At 70.1% G+C, this 25,722-nt stretch carries 21 protein-coding genes; 7 read left to right on the top strand and 14 right to left on the bottom strand.

From position 1 onward, the window contains the following. The first annotated feature begins 94 nt into the window (after positions 1–94). Genes ACQPZW_RS14810 through ACQPZW_RS14800 form a run of 3 tightly spaced genes read left to right on the top strand, consistent with a single transcriptional unit; the run spans position 95 to position 2,769 of the window. Entirely contained in the window at positions 95–1,003 is a 909-nt protein-coding gene (locus ACQPZW_RS14810) for an amino acid ABC transporter permease (RefSeq protein ID WP_433795446.1), read from the top strand. Next, positions 1,000–1,755, top strand: coding sequence for an amino acid ABC transporter ATP-binding protein (locus ACQPZW_RS14805; RefSeq protein ID WP_433795445.1), 756 nt, complete (start codon positions 1,000–1,002; stop codon positions 1,753–1,755). The genes ACQPZW_RS14810 and ACQPZW_RS14805 overlap by 4 nt, the downstream gene beginning before the upstream one ends. A gap of 33 nt (positions 1,756–1,788) precedes the next feature. Beyond that, a complete protein-coding gene (locus ACQPZW_RS14800; RefSeq protein WP_433795444.1) occupies positions 1,789–2,769 on the top strand; it encodes an ABC transporter substrate-binding protein in 981 nt (326 codons plus the stop codon). 2 nt (positions 2,770–2,771) lie between these two features. Here ACQPZW_RS14800 and ACQPZW_RS14795 read toward each other — a convergent pair whose 3' ends face one another. The 11 genes from ACQPZW_RS14795 to ACQPZW_RS14745 form a co-directional block, all read right to left on the bottom strand. Next, positions 2,772–3,683 carry a LysR family transcriptional regulator gene (locus ACQPZW_RS14795; RefSeq protein ID WP_433795443.1) on the bottom strand — a complete coding sequence of 304 codons (912 nt, stop codon included), beginning with the start codon at positions 3,681–3,683 and terminating at the stop codon, positions 2,772–2,774. A 175-nt stretch (positions 3,684–3,858) separates the two neighbouring features. Beyond that, positions 3,859–4,839, bottom strand: a complete 981-nt coding sequence (locus ACQPZW_RS14790; RefSeq protein ID WP_433795442.1) for an SMP-30/gluconolactonase/LRE family protein — start codon at positions 4,837–4,839, stop codon at positions 3,859–3,861. 19 nt (positions 4,840–4,858) lie between these two features. Then, the gene (locus tag ACQPZW_RS14785) at positions 4,859–6,055 is read right to left on the bottom strand and encodes an MFS transporter (protein ID WP_433795441.1); all 1,197 of its coding nucleotides are present in this window, start codon (positions 6,053–6,055) and stop codon (positions 4,859–4,861) included. 78 nt (positions 6,056–6,133) lie between these two features. Continuing rightward, complete coding sequence (locus ACQPZW_RS14780; protein WP_433795440.1) at positions 6,134–7,261, bottom strand: LLM class flavin-dependent oxidoreductase; 1,128 nt, start codon at positions 7,259–7,261, stop codon at positions 6,134–6,136. A 2-nt stretch (positions 7,262–7,263) separates the two neighbouring features. Then, a complete protein-coding gene (locus tag ACQPZW_RS14775) occupies positions 7,264–8,277 on the bottom strand; it encodes an LLM class flavin-dependent oxidoreductase (protein WP_433797540.1) in 1,014 nt (337 codons plus the stop codon). After that, positions 8,277–9,542, bottom strand: coding sequence for an LLM class flavin-dependent oxidoreductase (locus ACQPZW_RS14770; protein WP_433795439.1), 1,266 nt, complete (start codon positions 9,540–9,542; stop codon positions 8,277–8,279). The genes ACQPZW_RS14775 and ACQPZW_RS14770 overlap by 1 nt, the downstream gene beginning before the upstream one ends. Next, positions 9,535–10,488 carry an LLM class flavin-dependent oxidoreductase gene (locus ACQPZW_RS14765; protein ID WP_433795438.1) on the bottom strand — a complete coding sequence of 318 codons (954 nt, stop codon included), beginning with the start codon at positions 10,486–10,488 and terminating at the stop codon, positions 9,535–9,537. Before ACQPZW_RS14765 ends, ACQPZW_RS14770 begins: the two co-directional genes overlap by 8 nt. Beyond that, positions 10,485–12,014: a nickel ABC transporter ATP-binding protein NikE gene (nikE, locus tag ACQPZW_RS14760; protein ID WP_433795437.1), complete on the bottom strand. Its 1,530-nt coding sequence runs from the start codon at positions 12,012–12,014 to the stop codon at positions 10,485–10,487. The genes ACQPZW_RS14765 and nikE overlap by 4 nt, the downstream gene beginning before the upstream one ends. 55 nt (positions 12,015–12,069) lie before the next feature. Next, the gene (locus tag ACQPZW_RS14755) at positions 12,070–12,918 is read right to left on the bottom strand and encodes an ABC transporter permease (RefSeq protein ID WP_433795436.1); all 849 of its coding nucleotides are present in this window, start codon (positions 12,916–12,918) and stop codon (positions 12,070–12,072) included. 5 nt (positions 12,919–12,923) lie between these two features. Next, positions 12,924–13,838, bottom strand: coding sequence for an ABC transporter permease (locus ACQPZW_RS14750; RefSeq protein ID WP_433795435.1), 915 nt, complete (start codon positions 13,836–13,838; stop codon positions 12,924–12,926). Beyond that, positions 13,835–15,466: an ABC transporter substrate-binding protein gene (locus ACQPZW_RS14745; RefSeq protein WP_433795434.1), complete on the bottom strand. Its 1,632-nt coding sequence runs from the start codon at positions 15,464–15,466 to the stop codon at positions 13,835–13,837. Before ACQPZW_RS14745 ends, ACQPZW_RS14750 begins: the two co-directional genes overlap by 4 nt. Before the next feature lie 128 nt (positions 15,467–15,594). Here ACQPZW_RS14745 and ACQPZW_RS14740 point away from each other — a divergent pair, with 128 nt between their 5' ends. Both ACQPZW_RS14740 and ACQPZW_RS14735 read left to right on the top strand, forming a co-directional pair. After that, positions 15,595–15,885: a hypothetical protein gene (locus ACQPZW_RS14740; RefSeq protein WP_433795433.1), complete on the top strand. Its 291-nt coding sequence runs from the start codon at positions 15,595–15,597 to the stop codon at positions 15,883–15,885. Between the two features lie 122 nt (positions 15,886–16,007). Next, on the top strand, positions 16,008–17,480 hold the full coding sequence (locus ACQPZW_RS14735; protein ID WP_433795432.1) for a sulfatase-like hydrolase/transferase: 1,473 nt from the start codon (positions 16,008–16,010) through the stop codon (positions 17,478–17,480). A 629-nt stretch (positions 17,481–18,109) separates the two neighbouring features. Here ACQPZW_RS14735 and ACQPZW_RS14730 read toward each other — a convergent pair. Then, positions 18,110–18,715: a TetR/AcrR family transcriptional regulator gene (locus ACQPZW_RS14730; RefSeq protein WP_433795431.1), complete on the bottom strand. Its 606-nt coding sequence runs from the start codon at positions 18,713–18,715 to the stop codon at positions 18,110–18,112. A gap of 140 nt (positions 18,716–18,855) precedes the next feature. Here ACQPZW_RS14730 and ACQPZW_RS14725 point away from each other — a divergent pair, with 140 nt between their 5' ends. Further along, positions 18,856–20,019 (top strand): acyl-CoA dehydrogenase family protein, encoded by a 1,164-nt coding sequence (locus tag ACQPZW_RS14725; protein ID WP_433795430.1) that lies wholly within the window; start codon positions 18,856–18,858, stop codon positions 20,017–20,019. Positions 20,020–20,034: 15 nt separating this feature from the next. Continuing rightward, positions 20,035–21,075, top strand: coding sequence for a CaiB/BaiF CoA transferase family protein (locus tag ACQPZW_RS14720; RefSeq protein WP_433795429.1), 1,041 nt, complete (start codon positions 20,035–20,037; stop codon positions 21,073–21,075). A 401-nt stretch (positions 21,076–21,476) separates the two neighbouring features. On the opposite strand, the gene ACQPZW_RS14715 is transcribed toward ACQPZW_RS14720, so the two are convergent. Both ACQPZW_RS14715 and ACQPZW_RS14710 read right to left on the bottom strand, forming a co-directional pair. Next, positions 21,477–21,686, bottom strand: coding sequence for a hypothetical protein (locus tag ACQPZW_RS14715; protein WP_433795428.1), 210 nt, complete (start codon positions 21,684–21,686; stop codon positions 21,477–21,479). A 2,599-nt stretch (positions 21,687–24,285) separates the two neighbouring features. Beyond that, positions 24,286–25,644 (bottom strand): cellulase family glycosylhydrolase, encoded by a 1,359-nt coding sequence (locus ACQPZW_RS14710; protein WP_433795427.1) that lies wholly within the window; start codon positions 25,642–25,644, stop codon positions 24,286–24,288. Between the last annotated feature and the right edge of the window lie 78 nt (positions 25,645–25,722).

Below are 25,722 nucleotides of genomic sequence, written 5' to 3'. Positions count from 1 at the left end.
GAGGCAATACCCGCAACAGATGCAATGATGTCTTTAAACATATATTCCTGATAGGCATTGTGGGTCATGGCCGTGGCTGCCTAGCGTTTCGGCCATGACCGTCCTGACCCCGCAACGGCGGGAGGAAACCGTCGACGACCTCGTCGTCGTCCCGGCCCGCCACCCTTGGCGATGGGCCGGGACCGCTCTGGTCCTCGTCCTGCTCGCGCAGTTCGTGCACGGGCTCGTGACCAATCCCGGCTGGGACTGGGAGACGTTCTTCGGCTACTTCCTGGAGCAGTCGGTCGTCGAGGCGCTCGGCCTGACCCTGCTGCTCACCCTCGGCGGCGCGGTCTTCGGGTTCCTCGGCGGCATCCCGCTCGCCGCCATGCGCCTGTCCCCCAACCCCGTGCTGTCCACGGTCAGCTGGGCCTACATCTGGGTGTTCCGCAGTGTGCCGCTGCTGGTGCAGCTGTTGTTCTGGGCGAACCTCGGCTACCTCTACGACAGCCTGCAGATCGGCATCCCGTTCGGGCCGGGCGTCTCGTTCCCGACGGTGAGCCTGATCAGCTCGTTCGGCGCCGCGCTGCTCGGCCTGGCCATGCACGAGGCGGCCTTCGCCGGCGAGATCATCCGGGCCGGCCTGCTCTCGGTGGACCACGGCCAGCACGAGGCGGCCGCCGCCCTGGGCATCCCCAAGTGGCGGCAGTTCTACCGGATCGTGCTGCCCCAGGCGATGCGCGCGATCCTGCCGAACGCGGCGAACCTGCTGGTCAACCTACTGAAGAGCACGTCCATCGTGTACATCCTGGCGATCGGCGAGCTGTTCTACCAGGTCCAGGTGATCTACGGCCGCAACGGGCGGGTGGTGCCGCTGCTGATGGTCGCGACGGTCTGGTACGTGATCCTCACCGCCCTGCTGTCGATCCTGCAGTACTACACCGAGCGCCACTTCGCCCGTGGCGCCGTGCGCAACCTGCCGCCCACCCCGTTCCAGCGATTCAAGGCGGCGATCGGCCGATGATCGAGATCACCGAGGTCCACAAGTCGTTCGGCAAGGCGCACGTGCTGCGCGGGGTGTCCCTGAGCGCGAAGGCCGGCACGGTCACCGTGATCCTCGGCCCGTCCGGTTCGGGCAAGTCCACTCTGCTGCGCAGCATCAACCACCTGGAGAAGGTCGACTCCGGCCGGGTCCGGATCGACGGCGAGCTGATCGGCTACCGCCAGACCGGCAACAGACTGCACGAGCTCAGCGAACGACAGATCCTCAGGCAGCGCGCCGGGATCGGTTTCGTCTTCCAGAACTTCAACCTATTTCCGCACCTCACGGCCCTGGAGAACATCACCGAGGCGCCGATCTCGGCGCAGGGCAAACCCCGGGCGCAGGTGTACGAACGAGCGCGCGAGCTGCTGACCAGGGTGGGACTCGGCGACCGGGCCGACGCCTACCCCCGCCAGCTCTCCGGTGGCCAGCAGCAGCGCGTGGCGATCGCCCGGGCGCTGGCGCTGGAGCCGAAGCTGATCCTCTTCGACGAGCCGACCTCGGCGCTCGACCCGGAGCTGGTCGGCGAGGTCCTCGACGTGCTGCGTGACCTGGCCGCCAGCGGGACCACGATGATCGTGGTGACGCATGAGATCGGCTTCGCCCGGGAGGCCGCCGACACGGTCGTCTTCATGGACGACGGCCGCATCGTCGAGCAGGGCACGCCCGCCGAGGTGCTGGACGACCCGCAACACGAACGCACCCGGGCCTTCCTGTCCAAGGTCCTGGTCTGACCCCCCGCCTCTTTCGTCGAAACTGGAGCTCTCGTGCGTACCACATGGATTTTCGCCCTTGCCGCCGTGACGTTGAGCCTGACCGCCTGCGCCGCGCCGGAGGAGAAGGCCCCGGTGTCCGCCGCGGCCGGCCCGTCGGCGTCCACGGCCGGGGGCTCGCTGAATCTCACCCCCGAGCAGAACCGGATCCTGCCGGCCAAGGACGAGGCCGCGGCGGCGCTGCTGCCCGCCGACGTGAAGGCGTCCGGCAAGCTGACCATCGGGGTCGGCGCGGCCGGCTCCGGATTCCCGCCGCTCGCGTTCGCGGCGACCGACAACAAGACGCTGATCGGCAACGAGCCGGACATCGCCGTCGCGATCGCGAGCACGCTGGGCCTGGAGCCGGTCCTGGAGAACACCTCCTGGGAGAACCTGTTCATCGGCCTGGACAGCGGCAAGTTCCAGCTCGGCGCGTCGAACATCACCGTCACCGAGGAGCGCAAGCAGAAGTACGACTTCGTCACCTATCGCCTGGACAACCTGGCCTGGCTCGCGAAGAAGGGCTCCGGACTCAAGGTCACGTCGCCGGCCGACATCGCCGGTAAGAAGGTGGCCGTCGGCTCCGGCACCAACCAGGAGAAGATCCTGGTCGAGTGGGCCGAGGAGGCCAAGAAGCAGGGCTTGGCGGAGGTCGAGATCAAGTACTACCAGACCAACCAGGCGACCTTCCTGGCACTCGGCTCCGGCCAGATCGACCTTTACCTCGGCCCGAGCCCGTCGGCCGCCTACCAGGTCGCGACCACCGGCCAGACCGAGATCGTCGGCACCTACTCCGGCGCCGGCAAGGACCTGCAGGGCCTGATCGCGCTCACCACCAAGAAGGACAACGGCCTGGTCAAGGCATACGCCGCCGCTCTCGACAAGCTCATCGCGTCCGGTGACTACGCCAAGATCCTGCAGCGCTGGAACCTGACCAACGAGGGCGTCACCAAGGCGGAGATCAACCCGCCGGGCCTGCCGATCGAAGGCAAGTGACCTTACCCCGGCAGGTCGGCCGTCACCGCGATGCCGGCGGCTTCGACCAGGTGGTGTCGTAACGACTGGGCGGCGGGACTGAGCATCCGGTCCCGCTGCCGCATCACCCCGATCGGCGGATGCGCGGGCGGCGGATGCAGCTGGCGCACCGCGATCGCCGGGGCGGGCGCCGACTCGGCCACCGTCCGGGACAGCAGACCGACCCCGAGCCCGGCGGCGATCAGGTCACGGACCCCGTCCAGGCTGTGCGTCTCGAAGTGCACGCGCGGCAGGAAGCCCGCCGACCGGGCCGCGTCCTCCAGGATCCAGCGCAGACCCGAGCCGGGCGGCATGCTCACGAACGGCTCGTCGCGTACCTCCCCCAGGGTGAGGCGGCCACCACGGGCCATCGCGTGACCGGGCGGGAGCGCCAGCAGCAGCTGCTCGTCGGCGAGCGGCACCGCGTCGAAGCGGGGCGGCAGGTCGGCGTGCACCGGGCCGATCACCAGATCCAGCTCGCCGCCGTCGCAGGCGCCGAGCAGCCCGGTGACCCGCCCCGAGCGCAGCCGCACCGCGATCCCCGGATGCCGCTCACGGAACGAGGCGAGCGCGGCCGGCAGGTCGTAGGGGCCGAGGCCGGCGGTCGCGCCGACGGTCACCCGGCCGCTGACCACCGCGGTGATCTCGGCCATCTCGCCGCGGGCACCGTCCAGCTCGGCCAGGATGCGGCGGGCCCGCGCCACGAACATCTCCCCGGCCGGGGTCAGCGCCACCTTGCGGGTGGTCCGCGCGAACAACGTCACCCCGAGCTCGATCTCCAGGGCCCGGACCTGCGCCGACACCGCCGACTGGGCGACGTGCAGCCGACCGGCCGCGCGGGTGAAACCGCCGTAGCGGGCCACCGCCTCGACGTAGCTGAGCTGCCGAATCTCCACCCGCCGATGGTGATCGCTTCTCGACGGCAAGATTCTTCAAACCCGATAAATCACTCTTTTGTACGAGGCGGCTCGCCCCGCCGCACCGGGACCGTCCCGGGCCTGTCGCGCGAGGCAGGCGGCCCGTCCCGGCCGCCGGGCTTTCCCCATCGGGGCGGCTCCAGCGCCCGGGCTCTCACCTGCCGGGCGGCTCCAGCAGCGCGATCTCCGGCCGGGTCAGGCTGCCCGCCACCAGCAGCCCGTCCTTCTCGGCGGCCGAGGTCACGAACCCGTACCCGCCGTCGTCGGACCGCAGGTCGTGCACGATCCGGCCGCCGGCGTCGAAGGCCATCACCCACGCGATCGGTGTCGCCTTGGGCCGGACCGCCTCCGGCAGGTTCCACACCAGCAGCCGCAGGATCCCGGGCAGCGGCAGCAGCCGGTCGAGCAGCGGGTCGCGGGGCGCGGCGATCCCGGCCCAGAGCAGCCCGTCGCCGCCGAGCCAGAGGTTGTCGGGGAAGCCGGGCAGGTTGTCGGCGAACGTCGTGACGGTCCCGTCGAGGCCGTACCGGCGGATCCGGTAGCCGGCCGTCTCGGCGACCAGCAGTGCCGTCCCGTCCGCGGTCAGGGCCAGCCCGTTGGCGAATTTCAGCCCGTCCAGCAGCACCGTCACCGTGCCGTCCGGGTCGCGGCGCAGCAGCCGCCCGGTGCCGGAGTGCTCGAACACGTCACCGAGGTGGTCGTCGAGGCTCCACCGGGTGGTCGACGAGGTGAACCAGATCGTCGCGTCCGCACCCTCGACGACGTTGCTGACGAAGGTGAGCGGCCGACCGTCCACGCTGTCCACCAGGACCTCGACGGTCCCGTCCGGCGCGACGGCGAGCAGTCCACGGTCGTGGTCGCAGACCAGCACCCCACCGTCGGCGCGCGGATGCAGCCCGAGGGGCCGTCCCCCGGTGTCGGCGAGCACCGTCCGGTCCCCGCTCGCCGGGTCGATCCGCAGGATCCGCCCGTCGGCGAGCCCGGTGATCACCCGGCCGGCGCCGTCGACGACGACGTCCTCGGGTCCGTGGCCGCCGGTCGGGATGAGCCGCCGCACCCGCAGCGCGCCGGTGGGGCCGCGGTCGGCGAGGGCGGGCGGCGACCAGCGTCGCGGCCGGATCCAGCGGCGTGTCATGGCGTCTCCTGTCCGGCGCTCAGACCGGGCGTTCTTCGTGGACCGGGCCGCTGGTCAGGCGGCGCACGTCGGGCAGGGCGAGCGCGGCGGCGCTGGTCGTGGCGACGACGGCGGCGCCGAGCAGCAGCATCGGAACGGCCCCGACGGCCGGGGCGGCGAACCCTACCACCACGAAGCCGAGCGGCAGAGTCACCAGCGAGCCGAACCAGTCGTAGGCGACGACCCGGGACAGCACCTCGCGGGGCACGTTGGCCTGGAGGCTGGTCTCCCACAGCGTGACGTAGGTGCCCATGCCGGCTCCGGCGGCGAAGGCGCCCAGGATGACGGCCGGCAGCGGGGCCGACAGGGCGAGCAGCAGCAGCGCCGGCACGAACCCGAGATTCGCCAGGACAGCGGTGCGCAGCGGGTGGCGCTGGGTGACCCGGGCCATCACCAGCCCGGCGAGCAGGGCGCCCGCCCCGAAGCCGCCGAGGATGAACCCCCAGCCGCGCGGGCCGCCGAGGCCGTCGGCGGCGAGTTGCGGGCCGAGCACCATGTAGGCCGGGAGCACGAGCAGGTGGAACAGCGCCGACTGGGCCACGAGCGACCACAGCCACCGCCGGGAGCTGAACTCGGCCCAGCCCTCCCGCAGGTCGGCGAGCACCCCACCCGAGCCGGTCCGCGGCGCGGCGGCGACCCGTGGGACGCCGAGCAGGAAGAGCGCACTGACCAGGTAGGACACCGCGTCGACGGCGAACACGACGCCGGGGCTGAAGGCGGCCACCAGCACTCCGCCGGTGGCCGGGCCGACCAGGCTGCCCAGTGAGCGGCCGAACCCGATCAGCGCGTTGGCCCGTTGCAGGGCGGCCGGCTCGTTGAGGGAGGGGATGATGCCGCCCAGCGCCGGCCGGAAGAAGGCGCTGCCCAGCCCGTCGATCGACGCGAAGATCATCAGGGCGGCCAGCGGCACGTGCCCTGTGAAGATCCAGACCGCCAGGGTGGCCTGGCCGGCGCCGCGCATGACGTCGGTGGCCAGCAGCAGCGTACGCCGTGACACCCGGTCCGCCAGGACGCCACCGAGCAGGATGAACCCGACGGTCGGCAGCCGGCTCGCGCCCAGCACCAGGCCCAGCCCGGAGACGCCGTGCCCGCTGGCCAGGACCGCGAACGCCAGCGCCACCGGGGTCATCTGGCTGCCGAGAATCGACGTGTAGTAACCCGCGAGCAGGTTGCGCATCGGACGGCTGATCGCTCGCGGCCGACTCAGGGTTTCACGATCGTCGATTCCCGGCACGAGCCGATCATAGGCGGTGGGTCAGACGGACCACTCCTTGGCGAGCAGCTCGAACGAGCGGACCCGGTCGGCGTGGTCGTGGGCGATGGTGGTGACCAGCAGTTCGTCGGCCCCGGTGACCCGTTGCAGAGTTTGCAGCCGTTCTGCCACGGTCTGCGGCGATCCGGCGAACTGGGTGGCGACCCGGTCGGCGACGATCGCCCGATCCTGGTCGGTCCACTGATACGCCTCGGCTTCCTCGATGCTCGGGAACGGGACGGCACCGAGGCCCGTACGGATGCTGCGGACCCAGACGGCGAACGGTGTGGCCAGGTGCCGCGCGGTCGCGTCGTCCTCGGCCACCAGCACGTCGGCCGACACCATGACGTACGGCTTCGCGAGCCCCGCCGACGGCACGAACGACTCCCGGTACGCCTCGACCGCCTCCAGCACCTTCGCCGGGGCGACGTGATAGTTGGCGGCGAACGGCAGGCCCCGCGCGCCGGCCGTGCGGGCGCTCTCCCCTCCGGAGCTGCCGAGCAGCCACACCTGCAGGTCCGCCCCGGCGCCCGGGGTCGCGATCACCTCGTTGCCCTCGTCGTCGACGACCGGCCCGGCCAGCAGCGCCGCGATCTGGTCGAGGACCTCGGTGAGGCCGAGCGGCTCGGCGCCGGGCTGGGTCAGGAAGCTACCGGCCAGCTCGGTGCGTTTGGAGGCGAAGATCGGCGCCCAGGAGAACGGCTTCGGGATGAGCAGCCCGTCGACGACCCGCTCCTGCGCCGGCGCCGCCTGCCGGCTCTCCTCGGCGACGAGACGGACCGCCTCCTTCTTGGCCTGCCCGGACCGGCCGAGCCCGAGGTCGAAACGGCCCGGATACAGCGCGTCGAGCAGCCCGAACTGCTCCACGATGGACAGCGCGGTCTGGAAGCCGGTCTGCACGGCGCCGGAGCCGAGCCGGATGCGGTCGGTGACGGCGGCGATCTGACCGAGCAGCAGCGCCGGCTGCGAGCTGGCCACCCCCGGCGTGAAGTGGTGCTCGGCCACCCAGTACCGGTGATAGCCGAACTGCTCGGCCCTGCGGGCCAGATCCAGGGTGCGGCGCAGGGCGTCGCGCACGTCACCGCCGGAGACCAGCGGGGCGAGATCGAGGATGGACAGGGGTACGGACATGGCTACCGCCCTTTCAGTCGGCGTAACACGGGGGCGATGTCGGAGGCGAACAGTTCCAGGCTGGCCCGGTTCTGTTTCTCGGTGAGGCCTTCGGTGTCGGCGCTCAGGTGGGTGACGCCGTGGCCGAGCCGGTCGTGGTAGCGGTGCACCTTGTCGATGATCTGCTGCGGGCTGCCGACCAGCATCGAGCTGCGCTCCACGGCGTCCTCGACGCTGTGGAAGACCGGTGGCACGCCGACCTTGCGGAACGCCTCCTGGCGGGCCTCGAAGATCGGCCGGTAGACGTCGATCGCCTCCTGCGAGGTACGGGCGGCGTAGAAGCCGGCGCTGCCCGCCCCGATCCGGATGGCCGCCGGGTCGTGGCCGTGGTGCGCCCACCGCTCCCGGTAGTGGTCGATCAGCTCGGCGTACGGCTCGATCGGGTTGGTGACGTTCGCGGAGAACAGCGGGTCGCCGTAGGAGGCGGCCAGCTCGACCGACGCCTTGCTGGTGGCCGAGCCGTGCCAGACGGTGATCGGGTTCTGCAGCGGGCGGGGCCAGGTCTCGGCGTCGGTCAGCGACGGCCGGTACCGTCCCTCCCAGGTGACCCTCTCCTCACGCCACAGCCGGCGGAACAGGTCGTAGCTCTCCCGCAGCCGGTCCCACTGGTCGTCGACGGTCACCTGGAACAACTGGGCCTGCGCCGCCCCGTTGCCCTTGCCGATGATCAGCTGCAGCCGGCCGCCGGACAGGTTGTCGAGGGTCGCATAGTCCTCGAACGCCCGGACCGGGTCGAGCAGGCTGAGGGTCGTCACCCCGGTCCACAACTCGATCGTCGAGGTCCTGGCCGCGATGTGGCTGAGCACGACCGGCGGCGAGGAGGACAGGAACGGCCGCTCGTGCCGCTCCCCCACGGCGAACCCGTCGAACCCGAGCTGCTCGCCGAGCACGGCCGCGTCGACGACCTCCCGCAGCCGCTGCTCGATGCTCTTGGACCGGTCGATGTACGTGATCAGGCTGAGCAGCAGGAACTTCATCACAGCCCCAGGTTCGCGCGCAGCGTCGGACCGGAATAGGCGGTCCGGAACACCCCTCGCTCCTGCAGCAACGGGACCACCTGGTCCACGAAGTCGTCCAGCCCGGCCGGGGTCAGGTGCGAGACGAGGATGAACCCGTCGCACGCCTCGGTCTGCACGTACTCGTTCAGCAACTCGGCGACCCGCCCCGGGGTGCCGATGAAGTTCTGCCGCCCGGTCACCTCGATGACCAGGTCGCGGATCGACAGGTTCTTGGCCTCGGCCCGGGCCCGCCACTCGGCGGCGGTCTTCAGCCGGTCCGGGTACATCCCGGCGCGGCCCTTGATGATCGTGTCGTCCTCGTCCAGCACCGGGTCGATGTCCGGCAGCGGCCCCTCGGCGTCGTAGCCGGACAGGTCGGTGTTCCACAGCTGTTCCAGCAGCAGGATCGCGGTCTGCGGGCTGACCTGCTGCCGCCGGATGTGGTGGGCCTTCTCCTGCGCGTCGGCGTCGCTGTCGCCGAGCACATAGGACACCCCCGGAATGATCTTCAGGCTGTCCTCGGACCGCCCGTACCTCGCGAGCCGGTCCTTGACGTCGCGGTAGAACAGGCGGGCGTCGTCGATCTGATGGTGCCGGGAGAAGATCGCGTCGGAGTGCCGCGCGGCGAGCTCACGGCCGCCGTCGGAGTCGCCGGCCTGCAGGATGATCGGATGTCCCTGCGGGCTGCGCGGCACACCGAAACGGCCCCTGATGTCGAACTGGCTGTTCCTGATCGCGAAGTCGCCGCCGTCGCTGTCCCACAGCTTGCGGGCCGTCTCGATGAACTCCCCGGCCCGGACGTAACGGTCCGCATGGTCGAGGAACCCGCCGCGCCGGAAGTTCTCACCGAAGAACGCCCCCGGCGAGGTGACCACGTTCCACGCCGCCCGCCCACCGGACAGGTGATCGAGGGTGGCCAGTTGACGGGCCAGCTCGTACGGCTCGTGGTAGGTGGCGTTCAGCGTCCCGGCCAGCCCCAGATGCTCGGTGACGGCCGCCAGAGCGGTGAGCACCGTGATCGTGTCCGGGCGCCCGACCACGTCCAGGTCGTGGATCAGCCCGCGCTGTTCACGCAGCCGCAGACCCTCGGCCAGGAAGAAGAAGTCGAACAGGCCCCGCTCGGCCGTCTTCGCGAGGTACTCGAAGGAGTCGAAGGCGATCTGGCTGCCGGCGCGTGGGTCGCTCCAGACGGTCGTGTTGTTCACGCCGGGGAAGTGCGCGGCGAGGATGATCTGCTTAGGCACGTCCGGCCTCCTGGTAGCGGTTGACGGCTGTTCCGAGGCCGAGCCGCTCGCGCAGCACCGGCTGTGCGGAGGGCGCGAACAGGCCACGGCGGCGCAGCTCGGGGACGAGGACCTCGGTGACGTCGGCGACGTCGGTCACCCGCAGCCGGAACCCGTCGACGCCGGAGACGGTCCACCAGCTCTGGATCAGGTCTGCCAGCTCGGCCGGCGTGCCGTCGAAGGTCACCGCGTCGGTCGCGACGTGGCCACCGACCGCGAGATCGGCGAAGATCTTCTTCTCCGGGACGATCCGGCGCACCGTACGGGCGGCGTCGTCGGCGTCCGACGGCGTCACGAAGAACACGTCGGCGTCGAGGGCCTCCCACACCTGCGGACCGTGCGCGAGAGCGGCCACGACCGGCTGGCCCTGCGGTGGCCGCGGCACGATCGACGGCCCCTTGACCGAGAAGTGCTCGCCGACGAAGTCGATGTAATGCAGCCGGTCCCGGTCGATGTACCGGCCGGTGGCGACGTCGGAGATGATCGCGTCGTCCTCCCAGCTGTCCCAGAGCCGCCGCACCACCTCGATCGCGTCGCCGGCCTCGGCCAGCAGATCCCCGGCCGGAAGCGGCTCACGGCGGCCGAGCAGCGCCGCCTCCGCCGGATCCTTCGACACCCGCACCTGCCAGCCGGCCCGGCCCTTGCTGACCCAGTCGAGGGTGGCCAGGGCGGTGGACAGGTGGAACGGCTCGGTGTGGGTGGTGGTGGCGACCGGGACCAGGCCGACGTGCCGGGTCAGCGGCGCGACCCGGGCGGCGACCTGCACCGCGTCCGGCCCGTACCGCCCGAAGTCGTCCTCGAACGTCACGAAGTCCAGCCCGGCCTCGTCGGCCAGCCGGACCTGTCTGATCCAGTGATCGGAATCGAAGCTGTCGCCGGTCAACGCGACCGCCAGATGCAACGTCATCGCAGAACCTCCAAAGTGGGCACGGCGTCGAGCAGCGCCCGGGTGTACTCGTGGCCGGCGTGGTCGAGGACGGCCTTGACCGGGCCCTGTTCGACGACCCGGCCGTCGTGCATGACCAGGACCCGGTCGGCGATGTCACGGATCACGCCGAGGTCGTGGGAGATGAACAGCAGCGCCGTCCCGTCCGCCTCGCGGATGCCGGCCAGCAGGTCGAGGACCTGCGCCTGCACCGACACGTCGAGGGCGGAGACCGGCTCGTCACAGATGATCAGACTCGGTCGCGGAGCGATGGCCCGCGCCACGGCGACGCGCTGCCGCTGACCACCGGACAGCTGCCGCGGATACCGGTCGAGCACGTCGGCGCCGAGGCCCACCCGCTCCAGATACGGCTCCGGGTCCTCGCCGCGCGGCAGAGCCTCGCCGACGATGCGCCGCACGGTCCAGCGCGGGTCGAACGCCGACAGCGGATCCTGGGCGATCAGCTGCAACCGGCGCCGGATCGGGCGGCGGGCACGCTCGGGCACCCCACTGAAGTCGGCACCCTCGAACCGCACATGCCCCGACGTCGGGTCGGCCAGCCCGAACAGCAACTGCGCCACCGTGGTCTTGCCCGATCCCGACTCGCCGACCAGCCCGACGATCTCCCCGCGGCGGATCGTCAGACCGAAGTCCTTCACGACGGTGCGGTCGCCGTACACCTTGCGCAGCCCGGTCGCCTCGGCGACGACCTCGCCCGGCTCGGCGGTGGTCCCGCGCCGCCTCCCGGTGGCCGCCGAGATCAATTCCCTGGTGTACGGGTGACCGGCGCTCACCAGTATGGAGCGGGTCGCGCCGCCCTCGACGACCCGGCCGTCCCTCATCACCAGCACCCGGTCGGCCAGCTTCGACACGACCGCCAGATCATGACTGATCAGCAGCAGCGTCTCCCCCGCCTCCCGGCGCTCGGCGAGCAGCTTGAGGATCTGCGCCTGCACCGTCGCGTCCAGTGCCGTGGTCGGCTCGTCGGCGATCAGCAGCCGCGGCCCGCCCGCGATGGCCGAGGCGATCAGCGCCCGCTGCCGCAGCCCGCCGGACAGCTGATGGGGATACTGCCGGGCCCGCCGTTCCGGTTCGGGCACGTGCACGTCGGTGAGCAGCCGCTGGATGCGCTGCGGCCGGTCCCGGCGGTCGCCGATGCCGTGGGTCTGCAGCACCTCCCCGATCTCCGCGCCGACCGTGCGCAGCGGGTCGAGCGACACCAGTGCGTCCTGCAGGATCAGCCCGGCGAACCGGCCCCGCAGCCGCCGCCAGTCACGGGCGGCGAACCCCCGCACGTCCCGGCCGTCGACCAGGAACCTGTCCGCCTCGACCCGGGCGTTCGGACCGGCCAGTCCGACCAGGCTGCGGGCGGTCACGCTCTTGCCGGAGCCGCTCTCGCCGACGAGCGCGACACATTCACCCGCGCTGATCGTGAGGTCGACCCCGCGTACCGCCCGCACCTGCTGCTTCCCGGTGAAGGTGACCCGCAGGTTCTCGACGTCGATCACGATGGAGCCTCCTCGGCGTGCTCTAGCGGCCCTTGCTTCGCGGCGGTGCACCCGGTCACGGCGTTCGCCCCTCGAACCGGTTCTGCAGATGCCGGCCGATCACGGTGAGCGAGATGACGGTGCCGGTCACGGCGGCGCCCGGCAGCACCGACGCCCACCAGGCGATGTGCAGGTAGCCGCGGCCCTCGGAGAGCATCGCGCCCCACTCCGGCGACGGCGGCTGCGGCCCGAGCCCGAGGAAACTCAGCCCGGCCGCGATCAGCACCGCCTCACCGAGCCCGATCATCGCCAGCACCGGGATCGGACCGAGCACATTGGGCAGCACGTGCCGCAGCACCAGCCGTACCCGCGACTGCCCGAAAGCGACGGCCTGCGTCACGTACGGCGCCCGCCGCACCACGAGCGTCTGTGCCCGTACCACCCGGGCGAAGTGCGGTGTGGTGGCGATCCCGATCGCCACGATCAGACTGGTGGTGCCGGTCCCGGCGATCGCGATGAACAGCAACGCCAACAGCACCAGCGGAAACGCCGCCAGCGCGTCGAACCCGCGACTGAGGGCCTCGTCGGCGACCCGGTGCACGAGACCGGCGATCAGCCCGAGCAGGATGCCCGCCCCGACTGCGATCACGGTCGCCGCCACCCCGATGCTCAGCGAGTGCCGGGCGCCGTGCACCACCCGGTCGAAGACGTCCCGGCCGAGCTGGTCGGTGCCGAACCAGTGCGCCGCCGACGGCGCCTCCAGCACCCGCAACGGATCGGCGGCCAACGGGTCGCCGGCGAACAGCGACGGCCAGACCACCGCGGCCAGCGCCAGCAGCAGGACCAGCCCGGCGGCGGTGAGACCCGGCCGGGGCCGTCGCAGGGTGAGCCGGCGAGCCACCGGCCTGGGCAGAGCGAGAGTCACGCGACTCAACTCCTTCGCAACCGCGGATCGATGACCAGATAGGCGAGATCGGCCGCCGTGTTGATCACGACGAAGGCGGCGGCCGCCAGGACCACCACGGCCAGCACGACCGGCATGTCACCGTTGCTGACGGCCTGGAGGGTGACCTGCCCGATCCCGGGCCGGCCGAAGACCTGCTCGATGATCACCGTGCCGCCCAGCAGGACACCGGTGACCCAGCCGAGCATGGTCACCGCCGGAATCAGCGCGTGCCGCAGCGCATGCCGGACCAGGACCGCTCGTTCCCGTAGGCCCCGCGCCCGGGCGGTGACCGCGAACGGCTCGTCCAGCGCCCGGTCCAGCCCGTCCCGCAGCACCTGGGCCAGCACCCCCGCGATCGGCAGGCCCATCGTGACCGCCGGCAGCACCAGCGCCGCCCAACTGCGGTCACCGGAGACCGGGAACAGCCCGAACCGGAACGAGAACACGCTCAGCAGCACGATCCCGATCAGGAACGGCGGCGTGGACACGATGACCAGCTCGGCGGTGGAGCTGGCCCGGCGCGCCCACCGGTGCCGGGTGGTGACCGCCAGCACCAGCGCCAGCGTCACCCCGACGACGGCCGCCGCCACGGCCAGCTTCACCGTCGGCAGCAACTGGTCGCCGATCACGTCGCCGACCGGGCGCTGCAGCAGGTAGGAGCGGCCCAGGTCGCCCTGCACGGCCCGCCACAGGTAGTCCAGGTACTGCACGACGGCGGGCCGGTCCAGGTGCCACTCGGCGATGATCTGGGCGCGGATCTGCGGAGTGTCGGCGCCGTCGCCGATCAGGCTGTCGACGATGTCGCCGGGGGCGGCCAGCAGCGCCAGGTACGCCGCCGTGGCCGCCGCCCAGAGCACGACGGCACCGGAGGCGATCCGCCGCGCGATCGCCGTCGTCACCTGCTCAACCAGAGGTGGTAGGCGCTGCCGGGCACCCCGGCGGTCGGCTCGAAGCCCAGCCCGCCGACGCTCGTGGAGGCCGCGACCTGGTCGGCCGGGGCATACAACGGCAGGATCAGCGCCTGGTCGGTGACGGTCAGCTTCTGCACCTGCCGGTACGCGGTCTGCCGCTGCGCCTGATCGGAGCCGGCCTGCCCCTGTTCGAGCAGCCTGTCCAGCGCCGGGTCCTTGAAGCCGGTCCGGTTGATCGCGCCGGCGGAGTGCAGCAGCAGGTTGAGCGCGGCCCCGGCGTCGGTGTCGGCACGGGAGTTGTCGAACACCTCGTACTGCCCGTCGGCCAGCGCCTGGGTGGCGGTGCCCTGGTCGACCACGGCCACGTTCAGGTCGATGCCGGCACTCTGCTTGACCTGCGCCTGAACCGCCTGGGCGAGCACGTCGCGGCGGTCACGGACGAACGGCGCCGACTGCACCAGCCGTACCGTCAGCCGTTTGCCGTCCTTGATCCGGAAACCGTCGGCGTCCCGCGCCGCCCAGCCCGCCTCGTCCAGCAGCCGGTTGGCCTTCGCGGCATCGCCGCCGTAGGTCTTCTCCAGCGTCTTGTCGTAGAACGGGCTGGTCGGCCCGATCACGCTCCACGCCCGGGTAGCGGTGCCCCGGTAGACGCCGGTGAGCACCGCGTCCACGTCGACGGCCTCCCGGAACGCCTGCCTGACCCGCAGGTCGTCGAAGGGCGCGTGCGTGGTGTTGAAGTAGTACGAGTACGCCGACCCGGAGTTCAGCCCCCGCGACAGCGACAGCTGCGGGTTCGCCGTGACCAGCGCCTCGTCGGTGGCCGGCACGCCCTCGACGATCTGCACCTGGCCGGAGGTGAGCGCCCCGACCCGCACCGACGACTCCTTCAGGAACCGGTAGGTGATCTGGTCGAGATAGGCGGCCCCGGAGTGCCCCGCGTTGGCCGGCGCCCAGTTGTAGGCCGGGTTCTTCTTGAACACGACCTCCTGCCCGGCGGTGTAGTGGTCCAGCACGAACGGCCCGGTGCCGGCCAGGTCGGGGCCGCCGGCCTTGAGGTTCTCCGCCTCCTTGAGCGACTTCGGCGACACCTGCGCGCCCTGCGGCGAGGAGAGGAAGTCGAGCAGCAGCACGTCGGGCTGCTTGAGGCGGAAGGCGACGGTGGCCGGGTCGACGACCTCCACGGAGTCCAGGTTGCGCAGCTGCACGGCCCGGACGGACGGGTTGTACCCCTCGACGGAGAACTGGTCGACGTTCGCCTTGACGGCCGCCGCGTCGAACTTCGTGCCGTCGCTGAAGGTCACGTCCGTACGCAGCTTGAAGGTGTAGGTCCTGCCGTCGGCGGAGACCTCGTGACCGGTGGACAGCCACGGAACGTAACCGCCCTGACTGTCGTGGGTGAGCAGGGCCTCGAAGGTGTTCCAGACCAGAAGACGGGCCTTGGCCTGTGCGTACTGATGCGGGTTGAAGGTGATCGGCTCGGTCTCGACGGCCCAGGTCAGCGAGCCGCCGCTGACCGGCTGGCCGGCCTCGGCCGCCTCCTGTGCCCCGGAGGAGCAGGCGGTGGTGAGGGCGAGGGCGAGGGTCACGGCGGCGACGGCGGGTCTGGTACGGCGCATGGGTGGTTCCTCCTCTACCACTTTTCCTATCGTCCCTATAGGAAATTGGCAAGAGGCTGAGACCCTGGACACCCAATGTTCTCGACCCACCTCTGAACCATCCCGCGACCGCATGCGTGTCCCATGACGTGCAGCCGACAGACCTCGCCGACCCGCGACAGAACCCCGACGCCGAGGAGCCGACCTCCCCGGCAGCCGAGCCACCGCAGGTCGACGAACCCTCGGAGCAGCCCGCGGAGCCGCCCACGGAACAGGTCTCGGAGCAGCCCTCGGAGGAACTCGCGGAGCCGCCCTCGGAGGAGCTCCCGGACAAACCGGCGCAAGACGACACGGCCGAGGCCACCGCCGACGGACCGGACGACAAGACCCCGGCCGGGTACGCCGACTCCTGCGCTCCCCCTGGACCGGACGCGCACTGAACGTCCTCGCCGCCGGAATCGTCTTCGCCGCCCTCCTCTACCCCAACGTCCTGCGCCGCCTCACCCTCGGCAACTTCGCCCGCATCCCGATCGAGGCCGCGTTCGGCATCCTCCTGCTGATCGTGCTCCCCCGCCGCCCCCGCCTCGTCGTCGGCTCGATCCTCGGCGCCCTCCTCGGCTGGGTCGTCGTCCAGAAGAGCCTCGACATGGGCTGGTTCAAAACCCTGGCCCGCCCCTTCGACGTCGTCCTCGACTGGGAGCTGTTCGACGACACGTTCAACTTCGTCCGCGACTCCTACGGCGCCGCCGGCGCCTGGGCCGCCGCGATCGGCGGCATCCTGCTCGCCGTCGGCGCCGTCGCCGCGACGATCTGGGCCGTGCTGCGACTCGCCGCCCTCATCACCGAGCACCGCCGCCGGTCCGCCCTCACCGCCGCCGGCATCGCCTCGGCCTGGATGCTCTCGCTCGCCCTCGGCCTCCAGCTGATCCCCGCCGTCCCGGTCGCCGCCCGCACCTCGGCCACCTACGCCTGGGACCGCCTCTGGCAGGCCAAGACCGGCATCGCCAACGAGGCCGCCTTCGCCGACGAGATCAAGCAGGACCCGTACGCGAACGTGCCCCCCGACCAGATCCTCACCGCCCTGCGCGGCAAGGACGTCATCATCACGTTCGTCGAGAGCTACGGCCGCAACGCCGTCGAGGCCCCCAGCCTGGCCGCCGGCACCGCAGCCGTGCTCGAGGACGGCGACGCCAAGCTCAAGGCGGCCGGCTTCAGCGCCCGCAGCGGCTGGCTCACCTCACCCACGTTCGGCGGCAACAGCTGGCTCGCCCACTCCACCACGCTGTCCGGACTGTGGATCAACAACCAGTCCCGGTACCGCAACCTCACCTCCAGCGACCGGCTCACCATCCCCTACGCCATGCAGAAGGCCGGCTGGGACACCGTCAGCGTCATGCCCGGCGCCACCCGCGCCTTCCCGGAGGGCAAGTTCTACGGCTACAACCGCATCTGGGACTCCCGCAACCTCTCCTACCAGGGCCCCCGGTTCAGCTGGGCGCAGATGCCCGACCAGTACACGCTCAAGCAGTTCACCGAAGTCGAGTACAACAAGCCCGGACGCAAGCCCCTCATGGTCGAGATGCCGCTCATCTCCAGCCACACCCCGTGGGCCCCGATCCCCGACTTCATCGACTGGGACCAGGTCGGCGACGGCTCCGTCTACAACGCGATCGCCGCCGACGGCGCCCAGAAGGCCGACATCTGGTCCAGCGCCGCCAAGGTCCGCCGCGAGTACGGCCGGTCGATCCGCTACACCCTCACCACCCTGATCTCGTGGATCGAGAAGTACGGCAACGACAACCTGGTCCTCGTCTTCCTCGGCGACCACCAGCCGTCCAGCGTCGTCACCGGCGACAACGCCAGCCACGACGTACCGATCACGATCGTCGCCAAAGACCCGGCCGTCCTCGACCGCATCACCGCCTGGAACTGGACCCCCAGCCTTAAACCGGCGACCGACGCCCCGGTCTGGCCGATGAGCACCTTCCGCGACCGCTTCTTCACCGCCTTCGGCCCGAACGGCGCCACCCACTGAGCCAGGTGTGCGGCGCCGGTCCCGGTCACTCCAGGCGCCGCACACCGCCTGGCCCGGCCGCCCCGTCCGGCCGCGCCCCGCCCCGTCCGGCCGCGCCCCGCCCCGTCCGGCCGCGCCCCGCCCCGTCCGGGCCCGCGGCCCCGCCACGCCACGCCACGCCACGCCCCGGCAACGTCCGCAACCGCTCAGCCGGAACCGGTAGACCGCCCCAAGCCCAACCCCGTCCATCAATGAGCCGAGCAGCAGAGACGGCGCGCCAGGATCCCCGGCGCGACCGCTGTCCGCCCCAGCCAGGTCTCGAGCTCCTCCGTGGACCGACGCCATCCGGCCGGGTCCAGCAGGACCACCAACGGCTCCCCCGCTGCCGGCCTGCCAACAGTCCACAGGCAACAGCACCCCCGCGGATGTCTTGCCCGCGCCCGGCCGTCCGATCACGACCAACCGCCGCCCCGGCAGCCGCCACGTCTCGCGACGGCCCCGCCCACCGCCCGGCGCATGGGCCGCCGTGGATGCAAGACATCGTCCCGAGTCGGCGCCAGATCCGTCCCGCCGCACACACCCCCTAGCGCATCCTAGGAGGCTAGCTCGAAGCCGGACCGTTTCGTCCCCTTCCAGGACTGTTCGGTCCCTTAGACGGCTTGCGGGAACGCTCGTTCCACCATGGCGACCAGCGCCGTCGACAGCAGCACGTGCACCTGCTCGCGAGTCAGCACGTCGCGCTGCAGCCACTCCTGGGCCGTCCAGATGGCCAGGCCGACGTAGGAGCGGGTCATGCCCCGCAGCGCCGGCGACGGGTCGTCGCCCATCCCGACCGCACGCAGAACACCCGCCGCGGCGACATCGACAGCCTCGGCGATCACGGCGTTCACGTCGGCATCACCGGCCATCCCGCCGGCGCCGGTCGCGGCCAGCCACGACGTGCTGTGCCGGGAGACCACGTCGAGGAACCAGCTGACGATGGAATCGGCCCGTTCGGGAAGTTCGCCCTCGGGAAGTTGCTCCAGCGCCACTTCGGGCACGGTGAGCATCACTCGCACTACTTCGAGGTAGAGGTCCTTTTTCGTACCGAAATAGTGGTTGACCAGGCCCCGAGCGACGCCTGCGTCGCGGGCCACGTCGGTGGTGGAGACGTCGGCGTAGGCTTTCGACCCGAACAGGCGGATCGCCACCGACAGGATCTGTTCGCGCCGGGCGTCCGGTTCGAGCCGGCGCCGGCGCATCGCCTCGACAGTCACCGTCCCGACCTTACGGCACGTCGATCGATAGGGATCCAAGATGCCCGTTTCATCTATGTTTCCATCGGCGAGAACGATGAATTGCGGTAATTCATACGTGGCTTGTTGACACATCGCCAATAGTGCTCGATGGTAGGTCGATGTCGACGCCTGGACTGGACGGTTACGTCGAACCGTGGCGCAAGCCGGAACACGACGACCTGGCCGAGCTCGCGCGCGCCTTCTTCACCAAGGAGGTGCTGCCGCACGCCGAACGCCTGGAGCAGCAGGGACACCCCGACCGCGAGCACTACCGCCGGGCCGGCGAGCTGGGGCTGCTCGGCCTGTCGATTCCCGAGGAGTACGGCGGCGGTGGCGGCGACTTCACCCACGAGGCCACCCTGTTGCACGAGCAGACGCTGGCCGGCGAGGGTAGCCTGGGCATCGCCGTGCACAGCGGCATCGTCACCGGTTACATCAACGACTACGGCTCCGACGAGCAGAAACGTCGCTGGCTGCCGGGCCTGGTGAGCGGCGAGCTGGTCGGCGCGATCGGCATGACCGAGCCCGACGGCGGCTCGGATGTGCAGGCGATCCGCACCCGGGCGGTCCGTGACGGCGACGACTATGTGGTGACCGGTTCGAAGACGTTCATCACCAACGGAATCCTTGCGGACCTGTTGGTCCTCGCGGTGAAGACCGACACGTCCGCACGCGCGCACGGCATCTCACTGCTGGTGTGCGAGCTGACCGGCGACCCGGCCGGCTTCCGGCGCGGCCGCAAGATCGAGAAGATCGGCCTGCACTCCAACGACACGGCCGAGCTGTTCTTCGACGACTTCCGGGTTCCCGTCGCGAACGTCTTGGGGACCGAGGGGTCCGGTTTCATCCAGATGATGCAGCAGCTCCCCCAGGAACGGCTGGTCATCGGAGTCGGGGCGGTCGCGGCCATGCAGCGTGCCGTCGAGCTGGCCACCGCGTACGCCAAGGAGAGGGTCGCCTTCGGCAAGCCGCTGCTCGGCCACCAGAACACCCGCATGGTCCTGGCGGAGGTGGCCACGCGCACCCGCGTGTCCCGGGTCTTCCTGGACGACTGCATCCAGCGGCATGCGCGCGGCGAACTGGACGTGGCGACCGCCGCGATGGCGAAGTTGTACCTCACCGAGGGCCAGTGCGAGGTCGTCGACCGGTGCCTGCAGATCTTCGGCGGTTACGGGTACACCACCGAATACCCGATCGCGAAGATGTACGCGGACGCGCGGGTCCAGAAGATCTACGGCGGCACCAACGAGATCATGAAGGAGCTGATCTCCCGTGTCCTCTGAGAGCGGGCGCACCCGATGACAGCCCTGGCGGGCATCCGCGTGGTGGAGCTGTCCGGCCTCGCGCCGGCCCCGTTCGGCTGCATGATCCTCGCCGACCTCGGCGCCGACGTGGTGCTCGTGGAACGTCCTGGTGGCAACGGACCGGCCGGTCCGCCTCCGGGGCCGCTCCAGCGCGGACGCCGTACCGTGACGGTCGATCTCAAGTCTGAAGCCGGAGTCGCCGAGTTGCTGAGCCTGATCGCGAAGGCCGACGTCCTGGTCGAGGGTTTCCGCCCCGGCGTGGCCGAGCGCCTCGGTTTCGGCCCCGAAGTCTGCGAGCAGCTCAACCCCGGCCTGATCTACGCCCGGATGACGGGCTGGGGCCAGGACGGCCCGCTGGCCTCCGCAGCCGGCCACGACATCGACTACATCGCGATAGCCGGCGCTCTGGAACCGCTGGGCCGGGCCGGCGAGAAGCCACACGCCCCCATCAACCTGCTGGGCGACTTCGCCGGCGGCGGCATGCTCCTGGCCGTCGGCGTCCTGGCCGCACTGGTGGAACGCTCCCGCTCCGGCCGCGGCCAGGTGGTGGACGCCGCGATGGTCGACGGCTCATCCCTGCTGATGACATTCGTCCACGGCATGTCCGCGGCCGGCCGCTGGCCCGCCCCGCGAGGCCGCAACCTGCTCGACGGCGGCGCCCCCTTCTACGACACGTACCAGGCGTCCGACGGCGGACACCTGGCCGTCGGCTCCCTCGAGCCCCAGTTCTACGCGGCATTGCTGAAAGGCCTGAACCTGGCCGACGACCCGGACCTCCCCAGCCAGTTCGACGTCACCGCCTGGCCCGAGCTCCGGCGACGCTTCACCGAACGCTTCCTGGAGAAGACCCGCGACGAATGGGCCGCGATCTTCGAGCCCCTCGACGCGTGCGTCAGCCCGGTCCTCTCCCTGACCGAAGCGCCCCTGCACCCACACAACGAGGCCCGAAAGGCCTTCGTCGAGGTGGGCGGCATCGTCCAGCCCGCCCCGGCGCCGCGCCTGCAGCGAACCCCCGCAGAAACCCCGGCCCCCTGAAGGCGTCGACGGTCCCCGAGGTCCTCTCCTCCTGGTCCTGACTTCTGCGGTACGCCCCACCGCTCCCCAAACACAGTAGGCCCGGTCCCGAACCCCACCCCACAAGGTGATTACCGGGCCCGGGCCTCTTCGTCTTCGTCTTCGTCTTCGTCTTCGTCTTCGTCTTCGTCTTCGTCTTCGTCTTCGTCTTCGTCTTCGCCTGGAGATCGGAAACGAGCCGCCCCTCCAGCACAAGTGAGATGATCATCCTGGCCCAGGAGATTTGCACGGCCCTACACCAAACGCACCATCGGAGAATTCGGAAAGTCCGCCGAGATTTGACCTCAGCCATCGACGGGCGATAAGAAACGAATCTGTTCTGATTTGGATTCCTCGAGTTAAACCTCAACCACGATCCTGCATCAACCGCCCAAGTCAATGAAACTCCACGGCAAGCCGACGGAAGAATAGACACCGCTACCCAACACGCCTTGACGAAGCGCCGACCATGCCACCGTGAGCTTCCGAGCCAAGTCCACACTCGACGCCATAAAGAGCTCAGCCATCCGAGCCACACCGCCAACGCCGAAGAGGACGTCCGCCGCCCACAAATCGGCGAGAGAATCGAACACCGCCACGAAAATGGCGGCACCAGACTCTCAAGCCACAGCCGAGCACCATTCGGCGGCACGACACCAGCCGGCTGCAACGCATGCGCCAGTGGTAGGCCTAGGACAGCCGGCACAGCACTAGCCGGTCGCAAGGCATACGCCAGCGGTAGGCCCAAGTCAGGCGGCACAGCAGGTGCGAGCATCTCTGCCAAACACTGAACACCAACATCCGCTCGCCTGGTGGACGGCCGCACCACGGACGGCAACGGAGTCGGCAGCCCCGCAGACAATGGAACCGCGGACCGTTGCGCAGCAAACAAAGAACACGCGGACGCCGAATCAACGACCGACGGGCATGCAGAAGCTGAACCGACAGTCGACAGACCAGCAGATACCGAGCCGACAGATGACGGATCAGCGGACGTCAAGCCACCAGACGCCGAACCACCAGACGGCCAACCAGCGGACATCGAACCCACAGTCGCCGGACCACCGGACACCGGACCACCGGACACCGAACCTACAGTCGCCGAACTACCGGACGCCGAACCACCAGACGGCAGACGCGCGGACGACACGACGGGTGATTGCGACGAGGACAGAGCCGCGGCCCGCGATGCGAGCACCGACGAAGACATGACCGACGGCACAGCGTGGGAAGGCACCGCCGACAGCTGCGTCACGGGCGTTTGTCGAGGAGTCGGAACCGTGCGGGGCGCGGTAGGCCGAACGGAATGCGCGGGCGCCCCTCGCATCGGCACGGAGCCGGCCTCGCGGATGCGCCGAAGCTTTTCTGCATGGCGGCGTTTCAGTCCCCATGCCCGATGGCGCTCATGCTCACGCCGGAACTCCTCACGGGCGGGAGAGTGCTTCCGAGACGCGGTGCGGTCACGCATTTCAGAAACCTCTGACCGACTGAACAACGACATCTGCGCCACGCCAAAATTCTCCCGCACCCAAACGCAGCAGTGTCAGTATTCGATCATGCCAATCCAGATTCCCCTGACGAATCGGATACAACACCGCCGACACCGCCGACCGCGTCCGAGAAAGTGTTTCTCAACACAGAACTGCAGACGATGACAGCGCAGCGACGCGATATATAGCTGGCGCGAGAAGGATTAAGCGAACGAGCCGAAAATTAGCGACGCAGGAATGGTAGAAAGGCGTGGTCCAAGCAATCCCCGCGCAGCAGGCACCAGCAAGCATCCGAGGTCGAAGTTCGCTTCAGGACCGCGGGGTGGAGGCCAAGGCCGCGGTTGAGGCCGGGACCGGAGCGGGTCCGAGCCCGAGCCGGAGCCGGGTGCCGGTGGCGGCCCCGAAGCCGGACCCGAAGCCGAAGCCGGACCCGAAGCCGAAGCCGGACCCGGAGGCGGAGCCGGACCCAGAGGCGAAACCAGTGCTGGAGCCGGAGGCGGAGCCCGGCCCAGAGACGAAACCAGTGCTGGAGGCGGGGACGGTACCGGAGGTTTGAGGGCGGGACCTGCGTTTGGACTCGCGGCTGGGTTGGGGCTGATGCAAGACCATCAAAGACGAGATCGTCGAACGTCGTTCTGGTGAGTGCGGCGTACTGGCCGCATCTGGTCGGCGGGTTCGGATTGGCATAGCGCTCGGCAGCCTGGCGGTCAATGAGCCCAGTGCCATGACACGGTTCGACTATCGGCCGTAGAGGGGCGGTGGGGCGCCCAGAACCGACATTCGGTGCATCGGTCACGCCGTCGGTCCTTACACAGGCCCAGGTCCGGAGGCTCTCGTGAGGAAGCTCAACGGGTTGCTGACGGTACGGACCCGCAAACCGGAGCCGACGGCGAAAGAACAGGAACCGCCGGCCGACAAGGACCGGCCGACGGGGGCCAGCCGACGAGGTACCGGCCGACGGGGACGGGCGGCGAGAGGACGGGAAGCGTGGGTGACGGCGCCCGGCCGGTGAAGAGGGCCCTGACAGCGAGACTGAAACCGCGGGCCAACGGTGACCAGCCGATGAAAGGCGCCGGTAGCGAGACTAAATTCGCGGGCCAACGGCGGCCAGCCGATGAAGCGGGCCACGAGCGCACGGACGGCAAGCTTGCGCCGACGGTCACCGGCCGACGGGAAGGTCCACGGCGAAAGACAAACCGCAGACACACAGCCCCGACCGGCGGAAAGAGCCGGCAACGCGAGGACGGCAAGCCGGCGCCCACGGCCACCGGCCGACGGAAAGGTCCACGGCGAAAGACAAACCCGCAGGCAACCGGCCACCGACCGGCGGAAGAGCCGACAGCGGGAGGACGGCAAGCCGGGCCGGCGGCGACCGGCCGGAAGAGAAAGACCGACGGCGACCGGCCGGAAGAGAAAGACCGACGGCGACCGGCCGGAAGCGAGAGACCGACGGCGACCGGCCGGAAGCGAGGGCGGGAGGAGAGGGGCCGGTCAGGGCCCGCCGCCGCCGCCCACCCCACGTGGGGGCGGTGGACGAGCGCCTGACCGGTTGTTCTGTGCAGGGGATGATGGAACAAGGTGGAACGCAGCGCCGGGGCGGGCGCGTCTGCCGACATCCTACATGGGAGCGCTCCCAAAGCAACCGGGCTGGGTCGGAGAACGACCGGCCCGGCCGGAGAACGACCGGCCGGGCCGGGGGTCATCAAGCGGCGGCGCAGGTCAGCGTGGGCACGCTGTTGGTTCCGGTCCAGGAGCCGAGGAAGCCGAAGTTGGTGCTGGCGCCCGATCCGAGGGCGCCGTTCCAGCCGGCGTTGCGGGCCGTCACCGTGGTTCCGCTGCTCGTGACGGTCGCTCCCCAGGCGTTGCTCACGGTCTGGCCGTTGGCGTACGTCCAGGTCACCGTCCAGCTCTTGATCGCCGCGCTGCCTGCGGTGACCTTGACGTCGCCCTGGAAACCGCCCGGCCACTGTCCGGTGATCGCGTAGGTGGCGGTGCAGGCGCCGGCCGGCATGGAGGGCGACGGGGACGGGGAGGACGGGGAGGACGGCGAGGGTGACGACGGGGTGGGCGAGCTGGGCTGCACACCACCGAAGATGGTGGCCTCCCTGCTGGTCGCCTTGAGCCCGTTGGGACCGTTGACGATGCGCTGACCCCAGGTCGTGAGGGACGCCGCGTTGAAGTTGTCGGTCATGTCGAGGATCGGGTCGGTGTTGCCGGCCCACGACCATCCGAGGTATCCGAGACCGCGGGCCTGCGCCTCGGCCATCAGCGTGGTGTCGTCCACTTCACCGGAGGCGAACTGCCAGCCGAACTCGCCGATGACCAGCGGCCAGTTGTTGTTCTGGAAGACGTCGAGGTAGTTGCGGATCGACGCGGCGGTGTTGAACACGGCGTACATGTGGATGGAGAGGACCGTGTTGTCGCGGGTGTCGGCGTCCAGGACCGTCTGCGCGTTGTCGCGCATCGTGTACTGCCAGTCCTGACCCCAGTTGGGGGCGTCGACCATGAGCAGGTGCTCGAAGCCGTTGCTGCGCATCTTCTGGACGGCGGCGACGGTGGCGGCGGTCCACTGACCGGGGTTGGTGTTGCCGATCGGCTCGTTGCCGATGTTGATGACGACGTGGCTCTCCTGGCCGACGAGCACGCTCTTGAGCCCGATCCAGTAGTTCACGGCCTGGTCGAGGCTGTAGGCGGCGGTGTCCTCGCCGTACCCCGTGGTGTCGTGGTCCTCGAGGACGCAGATCAGCCTGTTGGCCTTGCACAGGTTGATCACGTTGGTGACGTCGGCGGCGGTGTTGGCGGTCCAGCGGCCGCCGCTGAGCACGACCCGGACCGTGTTGGCTCCGGCCGCCTTCATGTCGGCGAACGATCCGGTCTGCCCGGCGTACCAGGTGTGCATGTGGTTGATGCCACGCATGACGAAGGTGCTGCCGTTGGCCTCGACGATGTTCCGGCCGCTGATGTGCAGGCCGGTGGCGGCGTAGGCGGGGGTGACGAACGTCAGCACGGACGCGGTGAGGGTGATGAGGACGGCGGCGATCGTGGCCAGTCTTCTCTTCATGACCTGCCTCTGGAGGGGGAATGTAACGGCGTTCACTGAACGCCCCGCCCCGGGCAGTTGTTAACGGCACGTTACCCG

Source organism: Actinoplanes sp. CA-252034 (assembly GCF_050956125.1).
Classification (GTDB): Bacteria; Actinomycetota; Actinomycetes; order Mycobacteriales; family Micromonosporaceae; genus Actinoplanes.
The sequence above is the reverse complement of the archived record's forward strand: the minus strand, read 5'-3'. Positions and strand labels throughout refer to the sequence as shown.